22 protein-coding genes are annotated in these 26,372 nt (G+C 71.9%); 4 read left to right on the forward strand and 18 right to left on the reverse strand.

Translation table 11 applies throughout. The features are described 5' to 3' along the window. Nucleotides 1-592: 592 nt before the first annotated feature. The 16 genes from ACIBBD_RS00345 to rsmH form a co-directional block, all read right to left on the reverse strand. The gene (locus ACIBBD_RS00345) at nt 593-1,744 is read right to left on the reverse strand and encodes a DivIVA domain-containing protein (protein WP_399416997.1); all 1,152 of its coding nucleotides are present in this window, start codon (nt 1,742-1,744) and stop codon (nt 593-595) included. Nucleotides 1,745-1,797: 53 nt separating this feature from the next. Continuing rightward, nucleotides 1,798-2,082, reverse strand: coding sequence for a YggT family protein (locus ACIBBD_RS00350; RefSeq protein WP_020129925.1), 285 nt, complete (start codon nt 2,080-2,082; stop codon nt 1,798-1,800). Between the two features lie 62 nt (nt 2,083-2,144). After that, entirely contained in the window at nt 2,145-2,786 is a 642-nt protein-coding gene (locus ACIBBD_RS00355) for a cell division protein SepF (RefSeq protein ID WP_399416998.1), read from the reverse strand. A gap of 128 nt (nt 2,787-2,914) precedes the next feature. Continuing rightward, nucleotides 2,915-3,634, reverse strand: a complete 720-nt coding sequence (locus tag ACIBBD_RS00360; protein ID WP_399416999.1) for a YggS family pyridoxal phosphate-dependent enzyme — start codon at nt 3,632-3,634, stop codon at nt 2,915-2,917. Nucleotides 3,635-3,640: 6 nt separating this feature from the next. After that, nucleotides 3,641-4,369 carry a peptidoglycan editing factor PgeF gene (gene pgeF, locus ACIBBD_RS00365; protein ID WP_399417000.1) on the reverse strand — a complete coding sequence of 243 codons (729 nt, stop codon included), beginning with the start codon at nt 4,367-4,369 and terminating at the stop codon, nt 3,641-3,643. Next, nucleotides 4,366-5,562, reverse strand: a complete 1,197-nt coding sequence (gene ftsZ / locus ACIBBD_RS00370; RefSeq protein ID WP_399417001.1) for a cell division protein FtsZ — start codon at nt 5,560-5,562, stop codon at nt 4,366-4,368. Before ftsZ ends, pgeF begins: the two co-directional genes overlap by 4 nt. A 278-nt stretch (nt 5,563-5,840) precedes the next feature. Next, complete coding sequence (locus tag ACIBBD_RS00375) at nt 5,841-6,635, reverse strand: cell division protein FtsQ/DivIB (protein WP_399417002.1); 795 nt, start codon at nt 6,633-6,635, stop codon at nt 5,841-5,843. A 170-nt stretch (nt 6,636-6,805) separates the two neighbouring features. Beyond that, nucleotides 6,806-7,891 (reverse strand): undecaprenyldiphospho-muramoylpentapeptide beta-N-acetylglucosaminyltransferase, encoded by a 1,086-nt coding sequence (gene murG / locus ACIBBD_RS00380; RefSeq protein WP_399417003.1) that lies wholly within the window; start codon nt 7,889-7,891, stop codon nt 6,806-6,808. 6 nt (nt 7,892-7,897) lie between these two features. Next, on the reverse strand, nt 7,898-9,259 hold the full coding sequence (ftsW, locus tag ACIBBD_RS00385) for a putative lipid II flippase FtsW (protein ID WP_399417004.1): 1,362 nt from the start codon (nt 9,257-9,259) through the stop codon (nt 7,898-7,900). Nucleotides 9,260-9,335: 76 nt separating this feature from the next. Beyond that, on the reverse strand, nt 9,336-10,754 hold the full coding sequence (gene murD, locus ACIBBD_RS00390; protein WP_399417005.1) for a UDP-N-acetylmuramoyl-L-alanine--D-glutamate ligase: 1,419 nt from the start codon (nt 10,752-10,754) through the stop codon (nt 9,336-9,338). Beyond that, on the reverse strand, nt 10,736-11,809 hold the full coding sequence (mraY, locus tag ACIBBD_RS00395; RefSeq protein WP_399417006.1) for a phospho-N-acetylmuramoyl-pentapeptide-transferase: 1,074 nt from the start codon (nt 11,807-11,809) through the stop codon (nt 10,736-10,738). The genes murD and mraY overlap by 19 nt, the downstream gene beginning before the upstream one ends. Continuing rightward, a complete protein-coding gene (gene murF, locus ACIBBD_RS00400; RefSeq protein WP_399417007.1) occupies nt 11,806-13,221 on the reverse strand; it encodes a UDP-N-acetylmuramoyl-tripeptide--D-alanyl-D-alanine ligase in 1,416 nt (471 codons plus the stop codon). The genes mraY and murF overlap by 4 nt, the downstream gene beginning before the upstream one ends. Nucleotides 13,222-13,225: 4 nt before the next feature. Beyond that, a complete protein-coding gene (locus ACIBBD_RS00405) occupies nt 13,226-14,746 on the reverse strand; it encodes a UDP-N-acetylmuramoyl-L-alanyl-D-glutamate--2,6-diaminopimelate ligase (RefSeq protein WP_399417561.1) in 1,521 nt (506 codons plus the stop codon). Between the two features lie 196 nt (nt 14,747-14,942). Further along, a complete protein-coding gene (locus tag ACIBBD_RS00410; protein ID WP_399417008.1) occupies nt 14,943-16,904 on the reverse strand; it encodes a penicillin-binding transpeptidase domain-containing protein in 1,962 nt (653 codons plus the stop codon). 5 nt (nt 16,905-16,909) lie between these two features. Further along, nucleotides 16,910-17,455: a septum formation initiator family protein gene (locus ACIBBD_RS00415; protein ID WP_399417009.1), complete on the reverse strand. Its 546-nt coding sequence runs from the start codon at nt 17,453-17,455 to the stop codon at nt 16,910-16,912. Between the two features lie 72 nt (nt 17,456-17,527). Beyond that, nucleotides 17,528-18,484, reverse strand: a complete 957-nt coding sequence (gene rsmH / locus ACIBBD_RS00420) for a 16S rRNA (cytosine(1402)-N(4))-methyltransferase RsmH (protein WP_399417010.1) — start codon at nt 18,482-18,484, stop codon at nt 17,528-17,530. Between the two features lie 384 nt (nt 18,485-18,868). Here rsmH and ACIBBD_RS00425 point away from each other — a divergent pair, with 384 nt between their 5' ends. The 4 genes from ACIBBD_RS00425 (at nt 18,869) to ACIBBD_RS00440 (ending at nt 24,570) form a co-directional block, all read left to right on the forward strand. Continuing rightward, a complete protein-coding gene (locus ACIBBD_RS00425; RefSeq protein ID WP_399417011.1) occupies nt 18,869-19,477 on the forward strand; it encodes a beta-class carbonic anhydrase in 609 nt (202 codons plus the stop codon). A 181-nt stretch (nt 19,478-19,658) separates the two neighbouring features. Beyond that, complete coding sequence (locus tag ACIBBD_RS00430) at nt 19,659-20,696, forward strand: AAA family ATPase (RefSeq protein ID WP_399417012.1); 1,038 nt, start codon at nt 19,659-19,661, stop codon at nt 20,694-20,696. Next, a complete protein-coding gene (locus tag ACIBBD_RS00435) occupies nt 20,696-22,069 on the forward strand; it encodes a DUF58 domain-containing protein (RefSeq protein ID WP_399417013.1) in 1,374 nt (457 codons plus the stop codon). The genes ACIBBD_RS00430 and ACIBBD_RS00435 overlap by 1 nt, the downstream gene beginning before the upstream one ends. Further along, nucleotides 22,066-24,570, forward strand: coding sequence for a DUF3488 and DUF4129 domain-containing transglutaminase family protein (locus ACIBBD_RS00440; RefSeq protein ID WP_399417014.1), 2,505 nt, complete (start codon nt 22,066-22,068; stop codon nt 24,568-24,570). The genes ACIBBD_RS00435 and ACIBBD_RS00440 overlap by 4 nt, the downstream gene beginning before the upstream one ends. A gap of 243 nt (nt 24,571-24,813) precedes the next feature. On the opposite strand, the gene ACIBBD_RS00445 is transcribed toward ACIBBD_RS00440, so the two are convergent. After that, nucleotides 24,814-25,212: a DUF3040 domain-containing protein gene (locus ACIBBD_RS00445; RefSeq protein WP_365461182.1), complete on the reverse strand. Its 399-nt coding sequence runs from the start codon at nt 25,210-25,212 to the stop codon at nt 24,814-24,816. A 277-nt stretch (nt 25,213-25,489) separates the two neighbouring features. Then, a complete protein-coding gene (locus ACIBBD_RS00450) occupies nt 25,490-26,260 on the reverse strand; it encodes a methyltransferase (RefSeq protein WP_399417015.1) in 771 nt (256 codons plus the stop codon). Nucleotides 26,261-26,372: the final 112 nt, after the last annotated feature.

Genomic DNA, 26,372 nt, shown 5'->3' on the forward strand with positions numbered 1-26,372 from the left:
GCCTCGCCCCCTCCCTGCCCCGCCCTCCCGCCCCCCCCCCCCCCCCCCCCCCCCCCCCCCCCCCCCCCCCCCCCCCCCCCCCCCCCCCCCCCCCCCCCCCGCGTCGTTCGTCGCCCCGGATTCGGGCCGAGCCGATCCGTTCGCGGCGGAGGCCACGGGCGCGAGGGCCCCGGGCGCGAGGGCGGCGGGCGCGGGCCGGCCGGTCCGTTCGGCTGCGGGCCGCCGGTGGCCCGCCGCGCAGTTCCCCGCGCCCCTTCCTACGCCGGCCCACTCCCGTCGGCCCGTCGAACAACCCACCCCGCTGCCACCCGCTCACCGGCGCCACCTTCGGCCGCGGGCCGCCGGTGGACCGCCGCGCAACTCCCCGCGCCCCCTCTCACGCCGGCGCGCTCCCGTGTCGGTCAACCGACCCGCCACGCGGCCCCCGCCGTGCAGAACCCCCGCGTGCCTCCTCACGTCGTAACCCTCCCGTCGGCCGTCCCCGCCCGGGCGTGGGCGGGTGTCAACGCGTGTAAAAAGGGCGGGGCCCCGGATCGGAATCCGGGGCCCCGCCCTTTGAACGCTGCCGACGCCTAAGGCGTACTACTGGCCGTCAGTTGTCGTCCTCGTCGATGAGGAAGCCGCGCATCGGCGAGGGGGCCTGACCCATCGGCGACGGGCCCTGCGGCCGCACCGGAGCCATCGGCTGGGTCATCGCCGGGGACATCTGCTGCTGACCGCCGTAGGACGGAGCAGCCGGGCTCGGCGCGCCCATGCCCTGGTTGCCGCCGTAGGACGGGGCGCTCGCGCCGGCCGGGGCCATGGAGGGCGCCGGGGACGGCGGGAGGGAGGCCGTGGCCGGGGTGCGCGGCGGGGCGAGGGAGTCGTCGGCCTGGGTCTCCAGCTGGCGCAGCTGCGACTCCAGGTAGGACTTCAGGCGCGTGCGGTACTCGCGCTCGAAGCCGCGCAGGTCCTCGACCTTGCGCTCCAGCGTGGCGCGGGCGGACTCCAGGGAGCCCATCGCGACGCGGTGCTTCTCCTGCGCGTCCCGCTCCAGGGCGTCGGCCTTGGCACGGGCGTCACGCTCGAGACCCTCGGCGCGCGAACGCGCCTCACCGACGATCTTGTTGGCCTCGGAACGGGCCTCGGCGATCGCCTGGTCGGCGGTCTGCTGGGCCAGCGAGAGGACACGCGCGGCGCTGTCGCCACCGGGACCCTGACCGGGGCCGCCCATCGGACCGCCCATGGGGCCGCCCATCGGGCCACCCATCTGCTGCTGCATGGGGGGCTGACCATGCTGACCACCCATCGGACCCTGCCCCATGGGACCCTGCCCCATCGGACCGGGGCCCTGCGGACCCTGGCCGCCGGGGCCGGCAGGCAGCTGCGGGGCACCGCTCGGCAGCTGGGGCGGACCACCCATGGGGCCACCCATCTGCTGCTGCGGCGGGCCCGATATGCCGGCGGGCACCGGGGCGCCCGGGCCTCGCATGCCCTGCTGGGGCATGCCCTGCTGCTGCGGCGGCATACCCTGCTGCTGCTGGTCCTGGGGCTCCGGAGGCTTGCGCATGTTCTGCTGGTTCTGGGCAGCGGCACGCGTGGCCGCGGCCAGTTTGGCGCGCAGGTCCTCGTTCTCGCGGAGCAGTCGGGTCAGCTCGGCTTCGACCTCGTCGAGGAAGGCATCGACCTCGTCCTCGTCATAGCCTTCTCGGAGGCGGACGGTCGTGAACTGCTTGTTCCGCACGTCCTCGGGGGTCAACGGCATCTCTTCACCTCAACGTAGTCGTCGGCATTCGGCAAGACGGTAGTTCACATCGCTCACAGCCGGCTCACGATCGAGATCAGGATGTAGACGATGATCATCAGTACGAAGAAGGACAGGTCGAGCGCCACGCCCCCGAGACGCAGCGGCGGGATGACCCGCCGCAGAAGCTTGAGCGGTGGATCGGTGACAGTGTAGGTGGCCTCCAGAACGACCACCATCGCCTTGCCGGGCTGCCATGAGCGGGCGAACTGGAAGACGTAGTCCATGACCAACCGGAAGATGAGCACGATGAGGAAGACCATCAGCGCGATGTAGACGACATCAAGGACCACGCTCATGTTCGGTGCTTCCCTCTCCCCTGCTACGTGCTCTCTCTGTACTGCAGTTCCGGTCGTGCGTCTCAGCTCTGGTTGAAGAACCCGCCCTCTGCGATGCGGGCCTTGTCCTCCGCCGTGACATCGACGTTAGCAGGCGACAACAGGAACACCTTCTGCGTCACCCGCTCGATGCTGCCGTGAAGACCAAACACCAAACCGGCCGCAAAGTCGACAAGTCGCTTCGCGTCTGTGTCATCCATCTCAGTCAGATTCATGATCACCGGGGTGCCCTCACGGAAGTGTTCCCCGATGGTACGGGCCTCGTTGTAGGTCCGGGGGTGGAGCGTGGTGATCCGGTACGGCTCTCGTTCCGACACGACCTTGGGCATGATCACCGGTGCGTTCTTCTCCAGGGACTGACGTTCTTGTGTGATGGACGCCACGGGCGCGATACGCGCCGGGCGCCCGGATTCCGCGGCGAGCGAAGTGGATCGGGCCACCGGTTCGCGCGGCGCGGGCGGCTGCACGATACGCACCTCTTCGTCCCTTTGGGACTGATGTGCGCCGTGTGCCTGATGTGACGGCTCGTGCCGCCGGTGGTCACGTTCGGGCTCCGGGTCGAGCTCGGGTTCGAAGTCGTCATCGGGGTCGAAACCCCGGCCGTCGTACCCATCGTCCTCCACGAGGCCGAGGTAGACCGCCATCTTGCGCATCGCGCCGGCCATTCTCTGAGTCCTCCGCTCTGTGGTGGATCGGCTGACGACTGCCAAGTCCCGCGATCCACGTGGTCCTTACGCCCGCCTAGCGACGGTAATGACCATATTTTCTGCTGTGGTCCGACTTCCTGGCGACGTTACCCGAGCCTGGGGCGGACTCCGAGTACCGCAGTGCCGACGCGCACATGTGTCGCCCCGGCCGCCACGGCCTCCTCGAGGTCCGCACTCATCCCTGCGGAGACCATGTTCGCAGCCGGATGGGCTCGGCGCAGGTCAGTCGACAAATCCATCAACCGATCGAAGGCCGCCCGTTGGCGCCCCGCGTACTCCCCGGTCAGGGGTGCGACGGTCATCAGTCCGTCAAGCCGGAGACCCGGGGACCGCGCGACGAGATCGGCCAACTCCTCGATGCCGCCGGGTGCGACACCGCCCCGCTCCCCCCGCGCGCTCTCGCCGGCGTCGAGCGCCACCTGGATCAGGCATCCCAGCTCGCGCCCGGCCCGTACCGCCTCCTTCGACAGGGCCGTCACCAGCCTGGAACGGTCGACCGACTGCACGACATCCGCGTAACCGACCACGGAACGCACTTTGTTGGTCTGCAACTGACCCACGAAATGCCAGGAAAGAGGCAGATCCGAGCAAGCCGCTGCCTTCGGCGCCGCGTCCTGGTCACGGTTCTCGGCGACGTGGCGCACACCGAGTTCCGACAGGATCCGCACATCGCTCGCCGGGTAGGTCTTGGTGACCACGATCAGGGTCACCTCCTCCCGCTTGCGCCCGGCCGCCACACACGCGGCGGTGATGCGCTCCTCCACCTTCGCCAGATTTCCGGCGAGTTCGCCCTTACGGTCCGTCATGCCCCATCAGTCCAGCCAGACATATCCCGCGAGTCGCCCCGTGGCGCGGTCGCGGCGGTACGAGAAGTGGTCCTGCGACTCCCGGGTGCACACCGGCGACAGCTCCCGGTCGCGCACCCCGAGGCGCTCGAGCTGCGCGTGCACCCCGGCGGTGACGTCGACCGCCGGCGTGCCCCAACTCGTCTCGGCGTACGCCGCCGGCTCGACGGCGGCCACCTCGGCGCGCATCGCCTCCGGCACCTCGTAGCACCGGCCGCAGACGGCGGGTCCGGTGCGGGCGACGATCCGCGCCGGTTCGGCTCCGAGCTCGACCATCGCCCGTACGGCGGCCGGGACGACCCCGGCGACCATGCCGGGCCGGCCGGCGTGGGCCGCGGCGGCGATCCCGGCGACGGGGTCGGCGAGCAGGACGGGCGTGCAGTCGGCGGTCAGGACGGCGAGGGCGAGACCGCGCCGGGCCGTGACGATCGCGTCGACCTCGGGCACGGGACGCTCGCCCCACGGCCCGTCCACCTCGGCCACGTCCGTGCCGTGCACCTGGTTCATCCAGACGACGCGGGCGGGATCGAGGCCGAGCGACTTCGCGGCCAGTTCGCGGTTGGTCCGTACGGCCTCGGGGTCGTCGCCGACCGCGCCGCCGAGGTTGAGCTCCTCATACGGAGCGGCGCTCACCCCGCCCCACCGGTCGGTGAAGGCGAAGTGCGCGCCGCTCACGTGTCCGCGCTGCCCTATCACTTCAGGAAGTCCGGCACGTCCAGTTCCTCGGCCGCGCTGTCCGAGTAGGTCCGCGACGGCGGCACCGGCGGGGCGACCGGGATCTCGGCCACCGGCTCTGGCGCCGGCTCCGGCTCCTCCTTCGGCGTGACGCTGCCGAGCGAGCCGAAGGTCGGGCGGCTCTCGGCCGGCCGTGCCGGGGCCGGCTCCTCGCGGCGGGGCGAGGACGAGGTCGAACCGAGGACGTTGTCCCGGCGGGCGGGCGGCTGACCGCCGTCGAAGCCGGCCGCGATCACGGTGACGCGGACCTCGTCGCCGAGGGCGTCGTCGATGACCGCGCCGAAGATGATGTTGGCCTCGGGGTGGGCGGCCTCGCTGACCAGCTGGGCGGCCTCGTTGATCTCGAACAGGCCGAGGTCGGAGCCGCCGGAGATGGAGAGCAGCACACCGCGGGCGCCGTCGATGGAGGCCTCGAGCAGGGGCGAGGAGATCGCCATCTCGGCGGCGGCCACCGCGCGGTCGTCGCCGCGGGCCGAGCCGATGCCCATGAGGGCCGAGCCGGCCTCGGACATGACCGACTTGACGTCGGCGAAGTCGAGGTTGATGAGACCGGGGGTGGTGATCAGGTCGGTGATGCCCTGGACACCGGAGAGGAGGACCTGGTCGGCCGACTTGAAGGCGTCCAGGACGGAGACCTGGCGGTCGGAGATGGACAGCAGCCGGTCGTTGGGGATGACGATGAGGGTGTCGACCTCTTCGCGGAGCTCGGCGATGCCGTCCTCGGCCTGGTTCGCGCGGCGCCGTCCCTCGAAGGTGAACGGGCGCGTGACCACGCCGATGGTGAGGGCGCCCAGGGAGCGTGCGATGTTGGCCACGACGGGCGCGCCGCCGGTGCCGGTGCCGCCGCCTTCACCGGCCGTCACGAAGACCATGTCGGCCCCCTTGAGGACCTCCTCGATCTCCTCGCGGTGGTCCTCGGCGGCCTTGCGGCCGACGGCCGGGTTGGCTCCGGCGCCGAGTCCGCGGGTGAGTTCGCGGCCGACGTCGAGCTTGACGTCGGCGTCGCTCATCAACAGCGCCTGCGCGTCGGTGTTGATGGCGATGAACTCGACGCCCTTGAGACCGACCTCGATCATCCGGTTGATGGCATTGACACCACCGCCGCCGACACCGATGACTTTGATGACTGCGAGGTAGTTCTGCGGTGCTGCCACGTCGAAGGCCTCTCGCCTCGAGTTACGTGTCGTCGTCTCGCGGTGATCCGCGATCCGGCGACTGATGCCGAATGGGACGGTCCGTTTCGCCGACCCGAACCCTAACCCTGAAGTTTAGGGTTACCAGTGTGTCTGTTCCTTGGAGTCTTCTGAACAGGACACTAAGTCGACAAGTGGCGCCCGTTCAACGAACACGCCGAACCTCCCGTTTTTCTTTTCACCCTATGTGATCAGCCATGTCGCTGCCCAACCAGGGTGCTGGCCTGCGCGGATGTGCGTCAACTCCCCGATGACGCAGGGGCGGTGGGAGCGCTGACGTCGAAGTGCCGTGCATCCGGGGAGGCTTTCATCAGAGCGGTGATGGTACGGGCCTTCGCGGCGCCCTTCTCGGCACTCCCCCAGGCGACCGTTCGGCCGCCGCTCAACTCCAGCGTGATGTCGTCGTAGGACCGGACCTTGACGACCCGGGTGTCCCGCGCGACGGGGGCCGGGAGGGCGCCGGCGACCTTCACCGCCTCGCGCACCAGCCGGTCCGCGCCGAAGCGGCGCAGGCTCGCGGAGGCCGAACTCGAGGAGGCGGTCTCCAGCGCGAGGAGCGGAACGCCCCGAGGAGCCGCGGAGACCGTTGCGAAACGGACGCCGCCGTCGTCCACTTCCACGAATCTCCGCCCCTTCTGGATCAGCAGGACCGGCTTGCGCTCCGTCACTTTCAGGCCGATTCCGTCGGGCCAGGAACGGATGACGTCGACCGAGTCGATGCGGGGCAGCTCCGAGCGCAGACGCGACTCGATCGCGTCGGTGTCGACGGACACCAGCGGTGACCCCACGGGGACGTCGGCGACCTCCCGCACCTGTTGAGGCGTCAGAACCCGCGTGCCGGAGACGGAGACGCGTTCCACGCGCAGCCACTGAGAGCCGTACAGCACCCAGAGGGTGCCCACCCCGAGGAGGACGATCGCCAGCGCGAGAATGATGATCGTACGAAGTCGGCGTGGGCCCAGCCTCCGGGCGAGGGGCGGGCCGGACGACTCCTGCAGGCGTGCACCGCGCTCGGCGGTGGTGGGTCCGGCCACGCGCGCTCCTTTCGTGGCTCGTTCGCCTCCGGGACGCGATGCCACCGGTGCGGCTGCCGCCGCGTGGCGGTGTCGAGCGCCCGGTCGCGCTCAGCCCCTCGGGCCTGCGCGCACCCGGCCTCTCGACACCGACGCGTCCCTTCGGCTCACTCGCCGATGCGTTACTGGCGTCAGCGCGAGGCGATCGCCTCGTACACCATGCGGACGAGCAGGTCGTCCGCGTCCCGGCGGCCGAACTCACCGGCGGCGCGGGACATCTCGTACAGCCGGTGCGGGTCGGCGAGCACGGGCAGGACGTTCTCCCGGACCCACTCCGGGGTCAGTTCCGCGTCGTCGACCAGGAGACCGCCGCCGGCCTTGACCACCGGCTGGGCGTTCAGCCGCTGTTCGCCGTTGCCGATGGGCAGCGGGACGTAGGCGGCCGGGAGTCCGACGGCGGAGAGTTCGGCGACGGTCATCGCGCCCGCGCGGCAGAGCATCATGTCGGCCGCGGCGTACGCGAGGTCCATCCGGTCCACGTACGGTACCGGGATGTACGGGGGCATTCCCGGCATCTGCTGGACCTGCGGCAGTTCGTTCTTGGGACCGACCGCGTGCAGGATCTGGATTCCGGCCTGCTGGAGCCAGGGAGCGACCTGCTGGACCACCTCGTTGAGGCGGCGGGCGCCCTGCGAACCGCCGGAGACCAGCAGCGTCGGCAGGTTCGGGTCGAGGCCGAACATCGCACGGGCCTCGGGGCGCGCGGCGGCTCGGTCCAGGGTGGCGATGGAGCGGCGCAGCGGGATGCCGATGTAACGCGCGTTGCGGAGCTTGCTGTCCGGGGTGGAGACGGCGACCTGGGCGGCGTACCGGGAGCCGATCTTGTTGGCCAGGCCGGGGCGGGCGTTGGCCTCGTGGATGACGATCGGCACGCCCAGGCGCTTGGCGGCGAGATAACCGGGCAGGGCCACGTAGCCGCCGAAGCCGACGACGACGTCGGCCTTGGTGCGCTCCAGGATCTGCTCGGTCGCCTTGATCGTGCCGCGCAGCCGACCCGGGACGGTGATCAGCTCGGGCGTGGGCTTGCGCGGCAGCGGCACCGCCGGAATGAGCGCGAGCTCGTAGCCCCGCTGGGGAACGAGCGTGGTCTCCAGGCCGCGCTCGGTGCCCAGGGCCGTGATTCCCACGGTCGGGTCCTGCCTGCGCAGGGCGTCCGCGAGGGCGAGCGCGGGCTCGATGTGGCCGGCGGTCCCTCCACCAGCGAGTACGACATGCACCGAAATTCACCGCTCTCCGGACGAGCGCGCCGCTGAGGCACGTCGTCGCATCGTGTTCCATCTCCGGGGCTCTCTCCGGGAAGCAGAGCCCCCAGCCCCCCGCTTTCTACCAAAGCGGGGGTGCCGCATCGCAAGCGCCGCCCGCGCAGCGGGCTCGTCGCGCGCGAAGGCGATCAGCAGCCCGATGGCGAACATGGTCGGCAGCAGGGCGGAGCCCCCGTAGGAGAACAGCGGGAGGGGGACTCCGGCGATCGGCAGCAGGCCGAGCACCGCACCCATGTTGATCACGGCCTGGGCCGTGATCCAGGTGGTCACACCTCCCGCGGCGTACCTCACGAAGGGGTCCTCCGTGCGTCCGGCCACGCGGATACCCGCATAGCCTAGAGCCGCGAACAGGGCGAGCACCGACAGCGTCCCCGCGAGGCCCAGTTCCTCACCGGTGACGGCGAAGATGAAGTCGGTGTGCGCTTCGGGGAGTTGCCCCCATTTCTCCACACTCGCGCCGAGCCCTGAACCGAAGATCCCGCCGGAGGCGAGGGCGTAGATCCCGTGCACGGCCTGCCAGCAGGCGTCACCCGGGCCGGGGTCGGTGGCGCCGATGCACTGGAGGCGGGCCATCCGGTTCGGGCTGGTCTTGATGAGTACCACGCCGATCGCGGCCGCGACCGAGAGCACGCCGACGAAGAGGCGGGTGGGCGCGCCCGCCAGCCACAGCAGGCCGAACAGGATCGCCGTGAGGATGATCGCCGTACCCATGTCGCCGCCGAGCATGATCAGCCCGAGCAGCATGAAGGCCACCGGTACGAGCGGCACCAGCATGTGCTTCCACTGGGCCAGCAGCTTCTTGTCCTGCTTGCGGGCGAGCAGGTCGGCGCCCCACAGCACCAGCGCGAGCTTGCCGAACTCGCTGGGCTGGATCTGGAAGGAGCCGCCGAGCGAGATCCAGTTCTGGTTGCCGTTGACGGCCATCCCTATCCCGGGCACCTGCACCAGGGCCATCAGACAGACGGCGCCGGCGAGGATCGGGTAGGCCAGCGCCCGGTGCAGCCTCACCGGCATCCGCGAGGCGACCAGCAGCAGCACCCCGCCGATCACGGCCGCCAGGAACTGCTTGCGGAAGAAGAACGACCCCGGCAGCGACATCTGCAGCGCGGTGATCTGCGAGGCCGAGTAGACCATCACCAGGCCCAGCACGGTGATCAGCAGGCTGCCGCCGAGGATCAGGTAGTAGGCGGTCAGCGGCCGGTCCCAGGCCTTGCGGGCACGCGTGTAGAGCCGTAGCACGGCGTTCTCGCGCATCGGCCGGGAGGCGGCCGGACGCCGGACCGTCCGCTGGACGGGCGGCCGGCCGGTACTGCTACCGGGCATCGCCGGCTCCGGTGCTGAACGTCGACCTCGACGGTCCCACGCGTCCCTCCCAAGGTCCGCCCGGCAGGCGGCCGGGTCAGGCGCCGAGTTCGCGAACGGCTTCCGCGAACGCGTCACCGCGCTGGTTGTAGTTGGCGAACATGTCCATGGAGGCGCAGGCCGGGGCCAGCAGCACCGTGTCGCCGGGCCGGGCGAGCCGCCGGGCCTCCTGGACGGCCTGGAGCATCGCCCCAGTGTCGGTCCGGTCGAGGTCGACGACGGGTACTTCCGGGGCGTGTCGCGCAAGGGCGTCCCGGATCAGCGCCCGATCAGCACCGATGAGGACGGCCCCGCGAAGTCGCTTCCCGGACCTGGCGACCAGCTCGTCGAAGGTGGCGCCCTTCGCGAGTCCGCCCGCGATCCACACGATCGACTCGTAGGCGGCCAACGAGGCTTCAGCGGCGTGGGTGTTGGTGGCCTTGGAGTCGTCGACGTACGTGACGCCGTCCAGGTCCGCCACGTGGGCGATGCGGTGGGCGTCCGGGGTGAAGGCCCGCAGGCCGTCCCGTACGGCCTTGGCGGGCACCCCGAAGGCACGCGCGAGGGCCGCCGCGGCGAGGGCGTTGGCGATGTTGTGCGGGGCGGGCGGGTTGACGTCGGAGACCTCGGCGAGCTCCTGGGCGTTCTTCTGCCGGTTCTCGACGAAGGCGCGGTCGACCAGGATGCCGTCGACGACGCCGAGTTGGGACGGGCCGGGCGTGCCGAGGGTGAACCCGACGGCCCGGCAGCCCTCCTCGACGTCCGCCTCGCGCACCAGGTCCTCGGTGGCCTTGTCGGCGACGTTGTAGACGCAGGCGACCCGGTTGCCCTCGTAGACGCGGCCCTTGTCCTTGGCGTACGCCTCCATGGAGCCGTGCCAGTCGAGGTGGTCCGGCGCCAGGTTGAGCACGACGGCCGAGTGGGCGCGCACGGAGGGCGCCCAGTGCAGCTGGTAGCTGGAGAGCTCCACGGCGAGGACGTCGTACCGCTCCTCGCCGAGGACCGCGTCCAGCAGCGAGACGCCGATGTTGCCGACGGCCGCCGTGCGCAGACCGGCCGCCTCGAGGATGGAGGCGAGCATCTGGACGGTGGTGGTCTTGCCGTTGGTGCCGGTGACGGCGAGCCAGGGGGCCGCGTCGGGGCCCCTGAGGCGCCAGGCGAGCTCGACGTCGCCCCAGACCGGTACGCCCGCCGCGTGAGCGGCCGCGAACAGCGGCTTGTCCGGCTTCCAGCCGGGCGCGGTGACGATCAGCTCGGTGCCCTCGGGCAGGGTCGCCCCGTCACCGAGGCGCACGGTGATGCCGAGCGCCTCCAGTCCGGCCGCCTGGGCACGCGCGCGTGCGTCGTCGCCGTCGTTGACGACGGTGACCCGCGCGCCGAGCCCGTGCAGGACCTTGGCCGCCGGGATGCCGGAGACGCCGAGCCCGGCGACGGTGACGTTCTTCCCCTGCCAGTCGGTCACTTTTCTGCTGCCCATCCCGCGTAGAAGAGACCCAGTCCGACGATGACGCAGATGCCCTGGATGATCCAGAAGCGGACCACGACAAGGACCTCGGACCAGCCCTTGAGTTCGAAGTGGTGCTGGAGTGGCGCCATGCGGAAGACGCGCTTGCCGGTCAGGCGGAACGAGCCGACCTGGATGACCACCGACATGGTGATGAGGACGAACAGGCCGCCCAGGATGGCCAGCAGCAGCTCGGTGCGGGAGCAGATCGCGAGACCCGCGAGCACACCGCCGAGCGCCAGCGAACCGGTGTCACCCATGAAGATCTTGGCCGGCGAGGTGTTCCACCACAGGAAGCCCAGGCAGGCACCCATCAGCGCGGAGGCGACGACCGCGAGGTCCAGCGGGTCGCGCACCTCGTAACAGGCGTTGGGGTTGGTCAGCGTCTCACCGTTGGCGCAGGACTCCTGGAACTGCCAGACGCCGATGAAGGTGTAGGCGCCGAAGACGAGCACGGAGGCGCCGGTGGCGAGACCGTCCAGACCGTCCGTCAGGTTCACGCCGTTCGACATGGCGAGGATCATGAACAGCGCCCAGACGACGAACAGCACCGGGCCGATCGTCCAGCCGAAGTCCGTGATGAACGACAGCTTGGTGGAGGCCGGGGTGATGTCACGGGCGTCGGCGAACTGCAGGGAGAGCACCGCGAAGGCGATGCCCACGATCAGCTGGCCCGCCATCTTCGCCTTGGCCCGCAGACCCAGCGAACGCCGCTTGACGATCTTGATGTAGTCGTCGAGGAAGCCGACCAGGCCCATGCCGACCATGAGGCCCAGCACCAGCAGACCCGAGTAGGTCGGGGTGTAGCCGGTGATCAGCTTGGACAGGAAGTAGGCGGCCACCGTCGCCAGGATGAAGGCGATACCGCCCATCGTCGGCGTACCGCGCTTGCTGGCGTGCTCGCGCGGGCCGTCGTCGCGGATGTACTGGCCGTATCCCTTGCGCGCGAGCAGCTTGATCAGCAGCGGGGTGCCGACCAAGGTCAGGAAGAGACCAATGACGCCCGAGAACAGGATCTGCTTCATCATCGGGCGGCGACCTCACCCTCGGCACCGGTCGCGAGCAGCGCCTTCGCGACGCTCTCGAGGCCGACCGAACGGGACGCCTTCACGAGTACGACGTCTCCCGGGCGCAACTCGCTGCGCAACAGGTCGACCGCCGCCTGTGCGTCGGACACGTGCACCGACTCCTCACCCCACGAACCCTCGTTATATGCGCCCAGTTGCAGCCAGGCGGCTTCCCTGCCCCCGACCGCGACGAGCTTGCTGACGTTGAGCCGGACGGCGAGCCGTCCGACCGCGTCGTGCTCGGCGAGCGCCTCGTCCCCGAGCTCGGCCATCTTGCCGAGCACCGCCCAGGTCCGCCGCCCCTTGCCCATCGCCGCGAGCGCGCGCAGGGCGGCTCGCATGGACTCGGGGTTCGCGTTGTAGGCGTCGTTGACGATCGTCACGCCGTCCGGGCGCTCGGTGACCTCCATCCGCCAGCGGGAGAGGGAGCCCGCCTCGGAGAGCGCGGTGGCGATCTCTTCCGCGGACATGCCCAGCTCATGGGCGACGGCGGCCGCGGCGAGCGCGTTCGACACGTGGTGCTCACCGTACAGGCGCATGGTCACATCGCTTGCACCGGAGGGTGTGCGAAGCCTGAAGGAGGGCTGTCCGCTGTCCGTGAGTCTCACGTTCTCGGCGCGTACGTCCGCTTCGTCGGACTCTCCGAAAAGGAGCACCTTCGCCGTCGTACGGGAGGACATGGCCCGCACCAGGGGGTCGTCGGCGTTGAGGACGGCGACGCCGCCCTCGGCCGCCGGGGGGAGGGACTCGACCAGCTCGCCCTTCGCCTGCGCGATCTGCTCGCGGCCGCCGAACTCGCCGATGTGGGCGGAGCCGACGTTGAGGACGAGACCGATCCTCGGGGGCGTCAGCTCGGTGAGGTAGCGGATGTGGCCGATGCCGCGGGCGCCCATCTCCAGCACGAGGAACTTCGTCTCCTCGGTGGCGGACAGGGCGGTCAGCGGCAGTCCGATCTCGTTGTTGAGCGAGCCGGGCGTCCACACCGTCGGCGCCTTGCGCCGGAGCACCTGGGCGATGAGGTCCTTGGTGCTGGTCTTGCCGGCCGAGCCGGTGAGGGCGACGAGGGTCGCGCCGAGCTTGCGCACGACGTGCCGGGCGAGGGCGCCCAGCGCCGCCTGGACGTCGTCCACGACGATCGCGGGCACGCCGACGGGGCGCGACCCCAGTACGGCCGCCGCGCCCGCCTCCACGACCGCCTGTGCGAAGTCGTGGCCGTCGACGCGCTCGCCGGCGAAGGCGACGAAGAGGCTGCCGGGCTCCACCTCGCGGGAGTCCCGGACGACCGGCCCGGTGACCTGCGCGGTCGGATCCGGTATGTCGTGCGTCTGCCCGCCGACGACTGCTGCGATCTCGGCGAGGGAGAGGGCGATCACAAGTTCATCCCTGGGTCTTCTGGATAGCTTCGCGAAGCACCTGGCGGTCGTCGAAGGGACGGACCACACCGGCGATGTCCTGGCCCTGCTCGTGGCCCTTGCCCGCGACCAGCACGGTGTCCCCGGGCTGCGCGCGGCCGACGGCGGCGGCGATCGCGGCGGCCCGGTCCTCGAAGAGCTGGACCTCGCCGCGCTCGTGGGCCGGCACGGACGCGGCGCCCTGGAGCATGGTCGCGAGGATGGCGAGGGGGTCCTCGGAGCGGGGGTTGTCGGAGGTCAGTACGGCGGTGTCGGCGAGCCGCGCCACGGCGGCGCCCATCGGCGCGCGCTTGGTGGTGTCGCGGTCGCCGCCGCAGCCGAGCACCACGTGCAGCCGGCCCTTGGTGACCTTGCGCAGCGCCTTGAGCACCGACTCGACGGCGTCCGTCTTGTGCGCGTAGTCGACCACGGCGAGGTAGGGCTGCCCGGCGTCCACCCGCTCCAGCCGGCCCGGCACGCCCGGTACGGCGGCGACACCGTCGGCGGCGGCCTGCGGGTCGAGGCCGGCCACGGCGAGGGCCACGATCGCGGCGAGGGTGTTGGCCACGTTGAACGGACCCGGCAGCGGCGACTTGGCCGCGACGCGCTCGCCCTGGGGGCCGACCACGGTGAACGTGGAGTCCATCGGACCGACCTGGACGTCGACCGCGCGCCAGTCGGCGTCGGGGTGGCCCTCGGCGGAGAAGGTGACGACCGGGACCTCGGCCTCACGGACCAGCCGTCGGCCGTACTCGTCGTCGCGGTTGACCACGCCGAGCCTGCTGCGTTTGCGCGTGAAGAGCTGCGCCTTGGCCCGGAAGTAGTCCTCCATGTCGGAGTGGAACTCCATGTGTTCCGGGCTGAGGTTGTTGAAGACGGCGATGTCGAAGACGCAGCCGTCGACCCGGCCGAGGACCAGGGCGTGGCTGGAGACCTCCATGGCGACCGCCTCGACGCCGCGTTCGCGCATGACGGCGAAGAGGGCCTGGAGGTCGGTGGCCTCGGGGGTGGTGCGCTCGGACTTGATGCGCTCGTCGCCGATGCGCATCTCGACGGTGCCGATGAGGCCCGTGCTGCGGGTGGTCTTCAGGCCGCCCTCGACGAGGTACGCGGTCGTGGTCTTGCCGGAGGTGCCGGTGATGCCGATCTGCAGCAGGTCGCGGCCGGGGTGGCCGTAGATCGTGGCCGCCAGTTCGCCCATCCGCGCGCGCGGGTCGTCGACGACCAGGACCGGCAGGCCGGTCGCGGCGGCGCGCTCGGCGCCGGTCGGGTCGGTCAGGACGGCGACCGCCCCCAGGCCCGCGGCCTGGGTGACGAAGTCGGCGCCGTGCAGGCGGGCGCCCGGGAGGGCGGCGTACAGGTCGCCGGGGCGGACGGCACGCGAGTCGTGGGTGATGCCCGTGACCTCGGCGGCTCCTTCCGGCGCGGCGGCACCCAGCTGATCGGCGAGCTCCGCGAGGGGTGCGGCGGAGACCTGAACCGGTCGCGGCGGTCCCGGATATGTCACGGAAGCGCCCTTCTGGGTGATGTGGGACTGATCAGCGTGTGGCACGGCGGTGAGCGTACCGGGCACAGCGGCCCGGGGGCGAAGCGAGGGCCGGGGCGGGGACCCTGGCGGGGCGTGGTTCCCGGGATCGGGGGTGATCATGGTCACGGGCTGGTTTCCTGGCTGGTTCGGCGCTGAACACGGGCGGGCTGGTGGCTCAGGGGGTGAAGGAGACCGGGAGGTTCGCGGCCTTCGCCCCGGTCGGGGGGACCTGGAGGGTCTTCAGGGCGAACTCCATCACCTGCTTGAAGATGGGGCCGCAGATCTGGCCGCCGAAGTAGCTGCCCTTGGTGGCGTTCTGGATCGCGCAGTAGACGGTGACGCGGGGGTTGTCGGCGGGCGCGAACCCGGCGAACGAGGAGGTGTAGCCGTTGTACTTGCCGGTGGCCGGATCCACGCGGTTCGCGGTACCCGTCTTGCCCGCCACGCGGTAGCCGGGGATGCGCGCCTTGGTGCCGGTGCCCTCCTCGTCGTCCACGACCGACTCCAGCATCTGGGCGAGGGTCTTGGCCGTCTTCTGGCTGACCACGCGGGTCTTCTGGGGGGCCGGCGCCGGTGTGAAGCGTCCGTCCGGCCCCTCGGTGCCGCGCACCAGGGTCGGCTCGACGCGGACGCCGCCGTTGGCGATCGTCGAGTAGACGGAGGCCGCCTGGAGCGCGTTGACGGACACACCTTGGCCGAAAGGAATCGTGTACTGCTGCGAGGTGGACCACGTGGCGGGCGGGGCGAGGATGCCCTTGGTCTCGCCGGGGAAGCCGAGCCCGGTGGAGCTGCCGATGCCGAACTTGCGCAGGTAGGAGTAGAGGACCTGGTTGGCCTCGGACTGGGTCTTGCCGAGCTGGCCGGTCGCCAGGATGGTGCCGATGTTGCTGGACTTGGCGAGCACGCCGTTGAGCGTGAGGTACCAGGTCGGATGGTCGATGTCGTCCTGGAAGAGCCGGTCGCCGCGGTGCAGCCGGTTGGGCACGGTGACGTGCGTCAGCGGTGTGGCGACGTTCTCCTCCAGGACGGCGGCCATCGACATGACCTTGGCGGTGGAGCCGGGCTCGTAGGCGTCCTGGAGGGCCGCGTTGCCCAGCGCCGCGGGGTCCGCGTCCGCCAGGTTGTTCGGGTCGAAGCCGGGTGAGTTGGCCATGGCGAGGATCTCGCCGGTGCGGGTGTCCTGGACGATGACGTAGCCGCGGTCCGCCCTGGACTTCTCCACCTGCTCGGTGATGGCGTTCTGCGCGGCCCACTGGATGTCGCGGTCGATCGTCAGCTCGACGTCGGAGCCGGGCACGGCGGGCGTCTCGGTGAAGCCCGCGGTGGGCACCTGGCGGCCGCCGGACTGGGCGTAGCGGATCTTGCCGTCCTTGCCGGTCAGCGTCGAGTTCAGCTGCTGCTCGATGCCGCCGCCGCCCTTGCCCTCGGCGTTGACCCAGCCCAGTATCCCGGCGGCGATGTCACCGTTGGGGTACACGCGCTTGCTGCTGGGGACGGAGAAGACGCCGGCGAGGACGTTGACCGTGGTGCGGTCCGTCCCGGACTTGGTGGCGAGCGCGGACTTCAGGTCCTTGATCTGCTTCCAGACCTGCGGGGTCTGCCGGCTGGCCAGCTTCACGTAGCGCGTGTTCGGGTCCTCCGGGCGCAGCTTCCCGACGAGGTCGGCCTGCTCCTGGCCGAGGATCGGCGCGAGGAGGGCGGCCGCCTGCTCGGGACCGTCGTCGATCTTCAGCTGCCCGGGCGCGAACATCGTCGGGTCGGCCGTGATGTCGTAGGCGTCCTCGCTGGTCGCGAGGGCCACGCCGGTGCGGTCGGTGATCTCGCCGCGCTCGGCGGCCAGGATCTGGCCGACGTACCGGTTCTCCTCGGCCTTGGCGGCGTACGTGCTCGCGTCGACGGCCTGGACCTGGAGCAGGCGGACGACGAAGGCGGCCAGGACCAGGGTCAGCGCGAGGCCGACCATGCGCAGCCGGGGGCGGGGGCTGCCGAGCCGGATGACGCGGGGGGCCGCGGGGCGGGGCGCGGACGGACGCCGGGCCGGACGGGCGCCGGGGCCCGGGCGCCGCTGGGCGGCCGCGGGGCGGGAGGGCCGGGCGGGGCCGGGCACGCGACGGCGCGGCGGTTGCCTGTCGGACACTTCCGTCACCTGCCGGGAGTCGTGGGGAGGGCTGCGGTCGGGCCGGCTGCCGTCGGGGCGGCGCCCGGGACGGTCGCCGTCGGGTACGGGTCGGCCGGGGAGGCGCTCGGGACGGGTGTCGCCGGGGGCAGCTCGGTCGCCATGGCCTCGGGCGGCCGTACGGCCACGGAGGTGTCCGCGGACCGCCGGGCGGCGGCCGAGGGGACGCCCTTCACGGTGCCGTCGGGGTCGAGGAAGGCCGGGTCGCCCCCGGGGACCATGCCGAGTTCGCGGGCGCGGCGCTGGAGGGCATCCGGGGCCGAGTAGGAGTCGATGTCCCGCTGGAGCGCCTGCTCCTCGTCGGTGAGGTTCTTGGTCTCCCTCTGGAGGTCGTCCTTCTTGAAGGAGCCTTCGCTGAGCGCCGAGTTCAGCACGAGCAGGCCGATCAGGCCGCCGCCGAGGAGGAGGACGACGAGGAGGACGAACGGGGTGCGGGCGGCCTGGCGCGGGCCCGCCGGGAACAGACGCGCGAGCCGGGCGGCCCTCCCCTTCAGTTCGGGTTTCCTACTCACTCGCCCTCCCCCGGGTCGCGGTCACGAACCCACTGGGCCGGGGTGTCCCCCGGCGCGCCCGCCTCACGCCCCTCACTCGACGTCCTCCCTGATGCGCTCGGCCCCGCGCAACCGCGCCGGAGCGGCCCGCCGGTTCTCGGCGATCTCTTCCTCGGTGGGAAGTTCGGCACCGCGGGTGAGCAGCTTGAGCCGCGGCTGGTAACGCTCGGGGACGACCGGCAGCCCCGGCGGGGCGGTGGAGGTGGCGCCGGCCGCGAACACCTGCTTGACCAGCCGGTCCTCCAGCGAGTGGTACGACAGCACGGCGATCCGCCCACCCACGTCGAGCGCCTTGACCGCGGCCGGGATCGCCCGCTCCAGGACGGCGAGTTCACCGTTGACCTCGATGCGCAGGGCCTGGAAGGTGCGCTTGGCCGGGTTCCCGCCGGTCCGCTTGGCGGCCTGCGGCAGCGCGCTGCGGATGAGGTCGACGAGCCGGGCGCTGTGGGTGAACGGCTCCTTCTCCCGCTCGCGCACGATCGCGGAGACGATCCGCTTGGCCTGCTTCTCCTCGCCGTACGCCCGCAGGATGCGCACCAGTTCGCCCGGCGGGTAGGTGTTGAGGACCTCGGCGGCGCTGATGCCGGCCGTCTGGTCCATGCGCATGTCCAGCGGGGCGTCCTGGGCGTAGGCGAACCCGCGCTCCGCCTCGTCGAGTTGCATGGAGGAGACGCCCAGGTCGAACAGGACGCCCTGCACGCGCGGGACGCCGAGACGCCGCAGCACCTCGGGGAGTTCGTCGTACACGGCGTGCACCAGGGTGGCGCGGTCCTTGTACGGCGCGAGGCGCTCGCCGGACAGGCGCAGGGCCTCGGTGTCGCGGTCGAGGGCGACGAGCCGGGCCTCGGGGAACCGGGTGAGCAGGGCCTCGCTGTGCCCGCCGAGGCCGAGGGTGCAGTCGACGACGACCGCTCCGGGCCGCTGGAGGGCGGGGGCCAACAGGTCCAGGCACCGCTGGAGCATCACCGGGACGTGTCGACTCTGGCTCAAGGGGCCCTCTCAGATCCGGCGGGCTACGTCCGCACCGCCGGGTCCCCGCCCTGTCCCGGCTGACGCCGGGGGTGTCCCCGGCGAACGGGGAGGGCCGCCGGCGCCGGAAGCGTCAGCCGACCGGAGCGGGAGAGGCCGAGCCGTACGTACGCGCCGCGCACGCGGGGAGATCTCCGGCTGCCGCGCCGGGGTCTCACGGGGAATTCAGTCCAGCAGGAAGATCGGCGCCTCCCGCTTCGCGCCACTTTAGTCCACCCTGTCTCGCGGTCAATCAACCGGCCTGCGCGTCGCGGTCCCGCGCGGGCACGAAGCGGGAAACCTGCGGAATTCACCCGTTGGACGGCCCGCTCTCCCTCCTGTGGCTTACCTCACAAGCGCGACGTGATGACGCTCTTTTTCCCATCTCACAACAGGACCGCGACGCCGGTGACCAGTAATGTCATGGTTATGACGACTTCCACATCCGTACCCACCGACTCCGAAGACGCCATGAAGGCCGGCACCGTGACCGACCGGCTCGTCGAGGCGAACCAGCGATACGCCGCCACGTTCACGGATCCGGGCATGGACGCCCGCCCCGTCCTGCGCGTGGCGGTCGTGGCCTGCATGGACGCGCGTCTCGACCTGCACGCCGCGCTCGGCCTGGAACTCGGCGACTGCCACACGATCCGCAACGCGGGCGGGGTGGTCACCGACGACGTGATCCGTTCCCTCACCATCAGCCAGCGCAAGCTGGGCACGCGCAGCGTCGTCCTCATCCACCACACCGGCTGTGGCCTTGAGACGATCACCGAGGATTTCCGTACCGATCTGGAGATGGAGGTCGGCCAGCGTCCCGCCTGGGCAGTGGAGGCGTTCCGCGACGTCGACCAGGACGTACGGCAGTCGATGCAGCGGGTGCGGACCTCACCGTTCCTGCTGCACACCGACGACGTGCGCGGTTTCGTCTTCGACGTGAAGACGGGCCTGTTGCGCGAGATCGACGCGGGGTAACCGTCTTAAGACCTGACATATCGCTGTCAGTTGTCCACAGGCGAGTGACACGAATCGGTAACGGCGGCAAGAATGCGGGAGTGGCGTCACGCGGAACTTTCCTCGCGTGGTGTCCGTGTTTCGGGGTGGGCCGTCCGCACTGCAGAGCGCCGGCCCGGATGAACGGGCCGAGGAGGGCCGGGTGACGACCTATGACGATCGAGCGAGCCTCACAGATCTGACCGCCACTGTGGAGCGTGTCCGCAGTTCGGTGGAAGGAGTGATCGAGGGCAAGCCCGAGGTCGTTCGGCTTTCGCTGACCGTGCTGCTCGCCGAGGGGCATCTCCTGATCGAGGATGTCCCCGGCGTCGGCAAGACGATGCTGGCGAAGGCGCTGGCGCGGTCCATCGACTGTTCGGTGCGGCGCATCCAGTTCACGCCCGACCTGCTGCCGTCGGACATCACCGGTGTGTCGATCTGGGACCAGCAGCGCCGTGACTTCGAGTTCAAGCCGGGAGCGATCTTCGCGCAGATCGTGATCGGCGACGAGATCAACCGCGCCTCGCCCAAGACGCAGTCCGCGCTGCTGGAGTCCATGGAGGAGCGCCAGGTCACCATCGACGGGCAGTCCTACGAGCTGCCCAGTCCCTTCATGGTGGTGGCCACGCAGAACCCGGTCGAGATGGAGGGCACCTACCCGCTGCCCGAGGCCCAGCGCGACCGCTTCATGGCCCGTGTCTCCATCGGCTACCCCAGCCCCGAGGCCGAGCTGCAGATGCTCGACGTCCACGGCGGGGTGAACCCCCTGGACGACCTCCAGCCGGTGGCGCACGCGCACGAGATAGTCAAGCTGGTCGACGCCGTCCGCGGAGTCCACGTCGCCGAGGCGGTCCGCCGGTACGCGGTCGACCTGGTCGCCGCCACACGCACCCACCCCGACCTCAGACTCGGCGCCTCCCCGCGCGCGACGCTGCATCTGCTGCGCGCCGCGAAGGCGTCCGCCGCCCTCGGCGGCCGGGACTACGCGCTCCCGGACGACGTGCAGAACCTCGCCGTGGCCGTCCTGGCCCACCGGCTGCTGCCCACCGCACAGGCCCAGCTCAACCGCCGTACCTCGGAGCAGGTCGTCGAGGAGATCCTCCAGCGCACGCCGGTGCCCGCGACCCCCCGGCAGCAGCGCGCCTACGGCCTGGGTGACGGTACGCAGGTCTTCGGCCAGCAGCCGCCGCGGAGGCTGTGATGACCTCCGGGGCCGGCGGGCAGGCGGACACGGGCCGCGGTGACAAGGGCGGCGTACGCACCGCCCTGGCCGGCCTCACCACCCGTGGCCGCTCCTTCCTGGCCGCCGGCATCGCGGCCGCGATCTGCGCGTACGTCCTCGGACAGCCCGACCTGCTGCGCGTCGGACTGCTGCTGGCCGCGCTCCCCCTGGTGTGCGCGGCCGTCGTCTACCGCACCCGCTACCGGGTCGCCGGCAGCCGCCGGCTCTCCCCCGCGCGCGTGCCCGCCGGCAGCGAGGCCCGCGTCCACCTGCGCATGGACAACGTCTCCCGGCTGCCCACGGGCCTGCTGATGCTCCAGGACCGGGTGCCGTACGTGCTCGGCCCGCGTCCCCGCTTCGTCCTGGACCGGGTGGAGGCGGGCGGCCGCCGCGAGGTGTCCTACCGGGTCCACTCCGACCTGCGCGGCCGCTACCCGCTGGGCCCGCTCCAGCTCCGGCTGAACGACCCGTTCGGCATGTGCGAGCTGACCCGCTCCTTCTCCACGTACGACACGCTGACGGTCATCCCGCGCGTGGAGCCGCTGCCGCCGGTCCGGCTGACCGGCGAGGCCAAGGGGTACGGCGACGGACGACAGCGTTCGCTGGCGCTGGCCGGCGAGGACGACGTGATCCCGCGCGGCTACCGCTACGGCGACGACCTGCGCCGCGTGCACTGGCGCTCCACGGCCCGCTACGGCGAGCTGATGGTGCGCCGCGAGGAGCAGCCCCAGCGCTCGCGCTGCACGGTGCTCCTGGACACCCGCGGCCTGGCCTTCCGGGGCGCGGGCCCCGACTCGGCCTTCGAATGGGCGGTCTCGGCCGCCGCCTCCGTGCTGGTGCACATGCTGGAGCGGGGTTTCTCCGTGCGGCTGCTGACCGACACGGGCAACTCGGTGCCCGGTGAGGGCGCCGACGGCTTCGCCGGGGCGAACCAGGAGTCGGCGGACGCGGCCGGGCTGATGATGGACACCCTCGCGGTGATCGACCACTCCGACGGCACCGGCCTGTCGCGGGCCTACGACGTGCTGCGCGGGGGCAACGAGGGGCTGCTGGTGGCCTTCCTCGGCGACCTCGACGAGGAGCAGGCCGCGGTGGCCGCGAAGATGCGCCAGCGCAGCGGGGGCGCCGTCGCGTTCCTGGTGGACGGTGACAGCCGGGGGCGTGAACCGAACGACGTGTCCGATCCGATGAACAGGACGGAGGAGCGGCTGCGGATGCTGCGCGAGGCGGGCTGGACGGCCCTGAGCGTGCCGCGGGGCGCTCCGCTGACCGAGCTGTGGCGCCAGGCGGACCGGGAGCGCTCCGGCGTGGTGACGGCGGGCGGGACGAGCGCGGGGGAGGCGGGATCATGAGCGGGCGGGCGCGACTCACGCTGTGCTCGGCGGCGGCCACGCTGATGGCCTCGTGCGCCCTGCTGCCCCTGGTCGATCCGGCGACCTGGATCCTCCAGGCGGCGTTCCTGCTGGCGGTCCAGTCCGGGGTGGGCGCGGCGGCCCGGCGGGTTCCGCTGGCCCGGCCGCTGACCGCGCTGGCCCAGACCCTGGCCACGCTGGTGCTGCTCACCCTGGTCTTCGCCCGCGAGCACGCCCTCGCCGGGCTGGTCCCCGGCCCGGAGGCCTTCCAGCACTTCGCCGGCCTGCTCCGGGCCGGCGCGGACGACGTCGGGCGGTACGCGATCCCGGCCCCGCTCTCCGACGGCATCCGGCTGATGGTGGTCGGCGGTGTGCTGGTGATCGGCCTGGCGGTGGACACCCTCGCGGTGACCTTCCGCAACGCGGCCCCGGCCGGCCTGCCGCTGCTCGCGCTGTACTCGATCGCCGCGGGCCTGTCGGACGGGGCGGCCGACTGGCTGTGGTTCCTGGTCGCCGCCGCCGGGTATCTGATGCTGCTCCTCGCCGAGGGCCGGGAGCGGCTCTCGCAGTGGGGCCGTGTCTTCGGCGGCGCGCCGCGCGCACCGGGCGGGCCGACCGGCCCGGTGGCCCCGGTCCGCACCGGACGGCGCATCGGCGCGGTCGCCCTGGGCGTGGCCCTGGTGGTGCCGCTGCTGCCGCTGCCCTCGATCGACGGCGGCCTGCTGGACGGCGCCGGCACCGGGGTGGGCGCGGGCACCGGCAGCGGTGGCACGATCTCCGCGGTCAACCCGCTGGTCTCCCTGCGCGACAGCCTGAACGTGGACGAGGACCGCACGGTCCTGACCCTGCGCACCAGCTCCGGCGACCTCTCGGACCTGTATCTGCGGATCGTCTCGCTGGACGACTTCGACGGCACCACGTGGAAGCCGTCGAAGCGGAACATCATCGCCGTGCCGGACGAGCTGCCCACACCTCCCGGCCTGCGCCCGGACGTGCAGCGCTCGAAGATCACGACCCGTGTCTCGGCCGCCGACTGGTACGCCCAGGACTGGCTGCCGATGCCGTACCCGCCGAGCCGTGTCGAGGTCAGCGGCAACTGGCGGTACGAGCCGGTCGGCATGACCCTGGTCGGCGACCACGACCAGACCACGCGCGGCGAGACGTACGAGGTCGACAGCCTCGAGGTGCGGCCCACGGCTCGGCAGCTGGCCGCGGCCACGGAGGCGCCCGACTCGCTGCGGCGGGAGTACACCGAGGTGCCGGACTCCCTGCCGGCGGTGGTGGCGCGCACCGCCCGCGAGGTGAGCGAGGGCTCGACGAACGACTACGAGCGGGCGGTCAAGCTCCAGGACTACTTCGCGGTGACGGGTGGCTTCGAGTACGACACCGAGGTCGAGGTCGGCAGCGGCTCCGACGCGATAGCCCGCTTCCTGCGGGACAAGCAGGGCTTCTGCGTCCACTTCTCGTTCGCGATGGCGGCGATGGCCCGCACGCTGGGCATACCGGCCCGGGTCGCGGTGGGCTTCGCACCCGGCTCGCCGCAGGCGAACGGTTCGGTGGCGGTGGGCCTGAAGGATGCCCATGCCTGGCCGGAGCTGTACTTCGAGGGAGTGGGCTGGACCCGCTTCGAGCCGACCCCGACCCGGGGCACGACCCCCACGTACACCCTCCCGGACACCTCGGGCATCACCGTGCCGGAGCTGCCCGAGGCCACGCGTTCGGCGGACGCGGCGCCGTCGGCCGAGCCGTCGGCGAGCACGAGCTGCTCGGCGGACGACAAGAAGCTCGACGGCTGCAGCAGCGCGCTTCCACTGGACCAGGGGGAGCAGGGCGGCGGTGGCACACCGTGGTACAGGATCGCCGGGTGGTCGCTGCTGGGGGCGGCGGCGCTGCTCCTGCCGCTGCTGCCGATGCTGTGGCGGCTGAGACGGCGCTCGGTGCGGCTGGCGTGGGGCCGGCACGCCCAGTCCGCGGCGCCCGGGGCGAGCCCGGGACCGCGTGAGGACGGTGGCGGGCAGCCGGACGTCGACGCGGGTCCGGTGGTGCTGCTGGACGTGCCGTCGCACGAGGCCGCGGAGGCGGTCGTCCTGCATGTCCTGGCGGTCTGGCGCGAGCTCACCGACACGGCCTGGGACTACGGCATCGCCCCGGACGACGCGCTGACGCCCCGGCGGGCGGCGGAGCGGATCGTGCGGCTCGGTGAGCTGGACGAGGCGGTGGCCCGCTCGGTGCACCGCGTGGCCGGTGCCGTGGAGCAGGTGCTGTACGCCCCGCAGCCGCGGCCCGAGGCGGGCCTGGCGGACGATGTGCGCAGGGTGCGGGTGGCCCTGCGGGAGCGGGTCAGCCGGCGCACCCGGCTGCGGGCGGTCGTCGCACCGCGTTCGGCCGTCCGTGCGGTCTGGGACCTGACCGACCGCTGGACGGCCGTGAAGGCGGCCTGGAGGGCCCGGCTGATGACGCTGGCGCGCCGCCCGTCGCCGTCGGGGCACGAGGGCGGCTGAGCAGCCGGCCGACAGGACGGGAGCACGGCGTTCGGCCCCCGTCCCGGGGATCACTCCCCGGGACGGGGGCCGAACGCTGTCTGCTGTGCGGGGCGGAGCCGCACCCGCGCGGGGTGGCGCCGCGCGGGTGCGGGCGGGCAGGCCCGGCGGCACGAGCGCATACGTGAGGGGGTGGCCACCCGGCCGGGTGGCCACCCCCTCACGAACGTCGGTGTACGAGTCTGTCAGGTGCCGGTGACGAGGTCAGTGGCCGTGGCCACCCTGTTCGTCACGGCGGCGCTGCCAGCGCTGTTCGATACGGTCCATCATGGAGCGCTTCGGCCGTCCCTGACCACGAGCGTGCGGGGCACCCGCCGGCTGTTCACCCGGCTTGGGGGCCTTGCGCCAGCCGGTCACGGCGAGAACCGCGCACCCCAGCATGACGAGGAAGCCCACCACGCTGAGCCAGACCTGCTTGGCGACCATACCGGCCATGAGGAGCGCGATACCCACGAGGAAGCCCGCGACTGCCTGGTAGACCCGCCGCCGGGTGTACGTACGCAGCCCGCTTCCCTCAAGCGCCGACGCGAACTTGGGATCTTCGGCGTACAGCGCTCGCTCCATCTGCTCGAGCATGCGCTGCTCGTGCTCCGAGAGCGGCACGGAGTCCTCCTCATCGTGCAGTCGCCGGGGCGACCCGGGGGGTCCCTTCAGGATAGGCAGGGAATCGCCCCCGTGAAACCCGCCCCTCTACGCCAATTGGCCAACCGGAGCCCGTCATGGGCGTGCCGGTCCGCTGACTTCTCCATTCCCCAGCGGCCGACCCGTCATGCCGGGCGGTCTCCCTCGATCATACGGCGCACAACGCCCGAACGGAGGGCCTGTGGCGTACTCCATGTGCAGTCAAGTCGCTGATCAGCGGCGCGCCCCGGGAGGCGGCTCAGGCCCCGTCGGCTCCTCCGGTCTCACCGAGCACATGGATCTGGGTGGCGACGGAGTGGAAGGCGGGCAGTTCGGCCGCCGCCTCCTCGAGCTTCAGCAGGGCGTCCAGGGCGCCGGGCTCGGTGTCCACGAGCACCCCGGGGACGAGGTCGGCGAAGACGCGTACGCCGTGCACGGCGGCGACCCGCAGGCCGGCCTGCTCGACCAGCGTGGTGAGCTGCTCGGCGGTGAAGCGGTGGGGCACGGGGTCGCCCTCGCCCCAGCGGCCGTCCGGGTCGGTGAGGGCCTGGCGGGCCTCCTTGAAGTGGCCGGCGAGGGCGCGGGCGAGCACCGCTCCGCCGAGGCCGGCGGCGAGCAGGCTCAGGACGCCTTCGGGGCGCAGCGCGGCCACCGCGTTGCGGACGCCTTCGGACGGGTCGTCGACGTACTCGAGGACGCCGTGGCACAGCACGGCGTCGTAGCCGCCGGGCTCGACGACGTCGAAGAGGCCGTGGGCGTCCCCCTGGACGCCCTGCACGCGGTCGGCGACGCCGGCCTCGGCGGCCCGGCGCTCCAGGGCGAACAGCGCGTTGGGGCTGGGGTCGACGACGGTGACCCGGTGCCCGAGGCGGGCGACGGGCACCGCGAAGTTGCCGCTGCCGCCCCCGGTGTCGAGGACGTCCAGCGACTCACGACCCGTGGCCTTGACCCGGCGGTCGAGGGCGTCCTGGAGGACCTCCCAGACCACGGCGGTACGGAGGGAGGCGCGGGGGCGCATCGGGTCCGACACGGCAGTTGACTCCTCGGCGCGGCACCGCCTCTGGCACGGCGGAGCGAACGGGGCGCCTCCCCGGTCCCGGCCAGCGGGAGGTGGGAAGGCTTCAGGCGCCCTCCACCCTATT

Source organism: Streptomyces sp. NPDC051315 (assembly GCF_044455165.1).
In the GTDB taxonomy this organism is placed as follows: domain Bacteria; phylum Actinomycetota; class Actinomycetes; order Streptomycetales; family Streptomycetaceae; genus Streptomyces.

Coding starts and splice junctions, on each gene's coding strand:
- ACIBBD_RS00425 (WP_399417011.1), top strand. CDS start 18,869: ATGACGCTCTTTTTCCCATCTCACAACAGGACCGCGACGCCGGTGACC.
- ACIBBD_RS00435 (WP_399417013.1), top strand. CDS start 20,696: ATGACCTCCGGGGCCGGCGGGCAGGCGGACACGGGCCGCGGTGACAAG.
- murD (WP_399417005.1), bottom strand. CDS start 10,754: ATGGGCAGCAGAAAAGTGACCGACTGGCAGGGGAAGAACGTCACCGTC.
- mraY (WP_399417006.1), bottom strand. CDS start 11,809: ATGATGAAGCAGATCCTGTTCTCGGGCGTCATTGGTCTCTTCCTGACC.
- ACIBBD_RS00355 (WP_399416998.1), bottom strand. CDS start 2,786: ATGGCCGGCGCGATGCGCAAGATGGCGGTCTACCTCGGCCTCGTGGAG.
- ftsW (WP_399417004.1), bottom strand. CDS start 9,259: ATGCCCGGTAGCAGTACCGGCCGGCCGCCCGTCCAGCGGACGGTCCGG.
- ACIBBD_RS00360 (WP_399416999.1), bottom strand. CDS start 3,634: ATGACGGACCGTAAGGGCGAACTCGCCGGAAATCTGGCGAAGGTGGAG.
- ACIBBD_RS00350 (WP_020129925.1), bottom strand. CDS start 2,082: ATGAGCGTGGTCCTTGATGTCGTCTACATCGCGCTGATGGTCTTCCTC.
- ACIBBD_RS00345 (WP_399416997.1), bottom strand. CDS start 1,744: ATGCCGTTGACCCCCGAGGACGTGCGGAACAAGCAGTTCACGACCGTC.
- ACIBBD_RS00440 (WP_399417014.1), top strand. CDS start 22,066: ATGAGCGGGCGGGCGCGACTCACGCTGTGCTCGGCGGCGGCCACGCTG.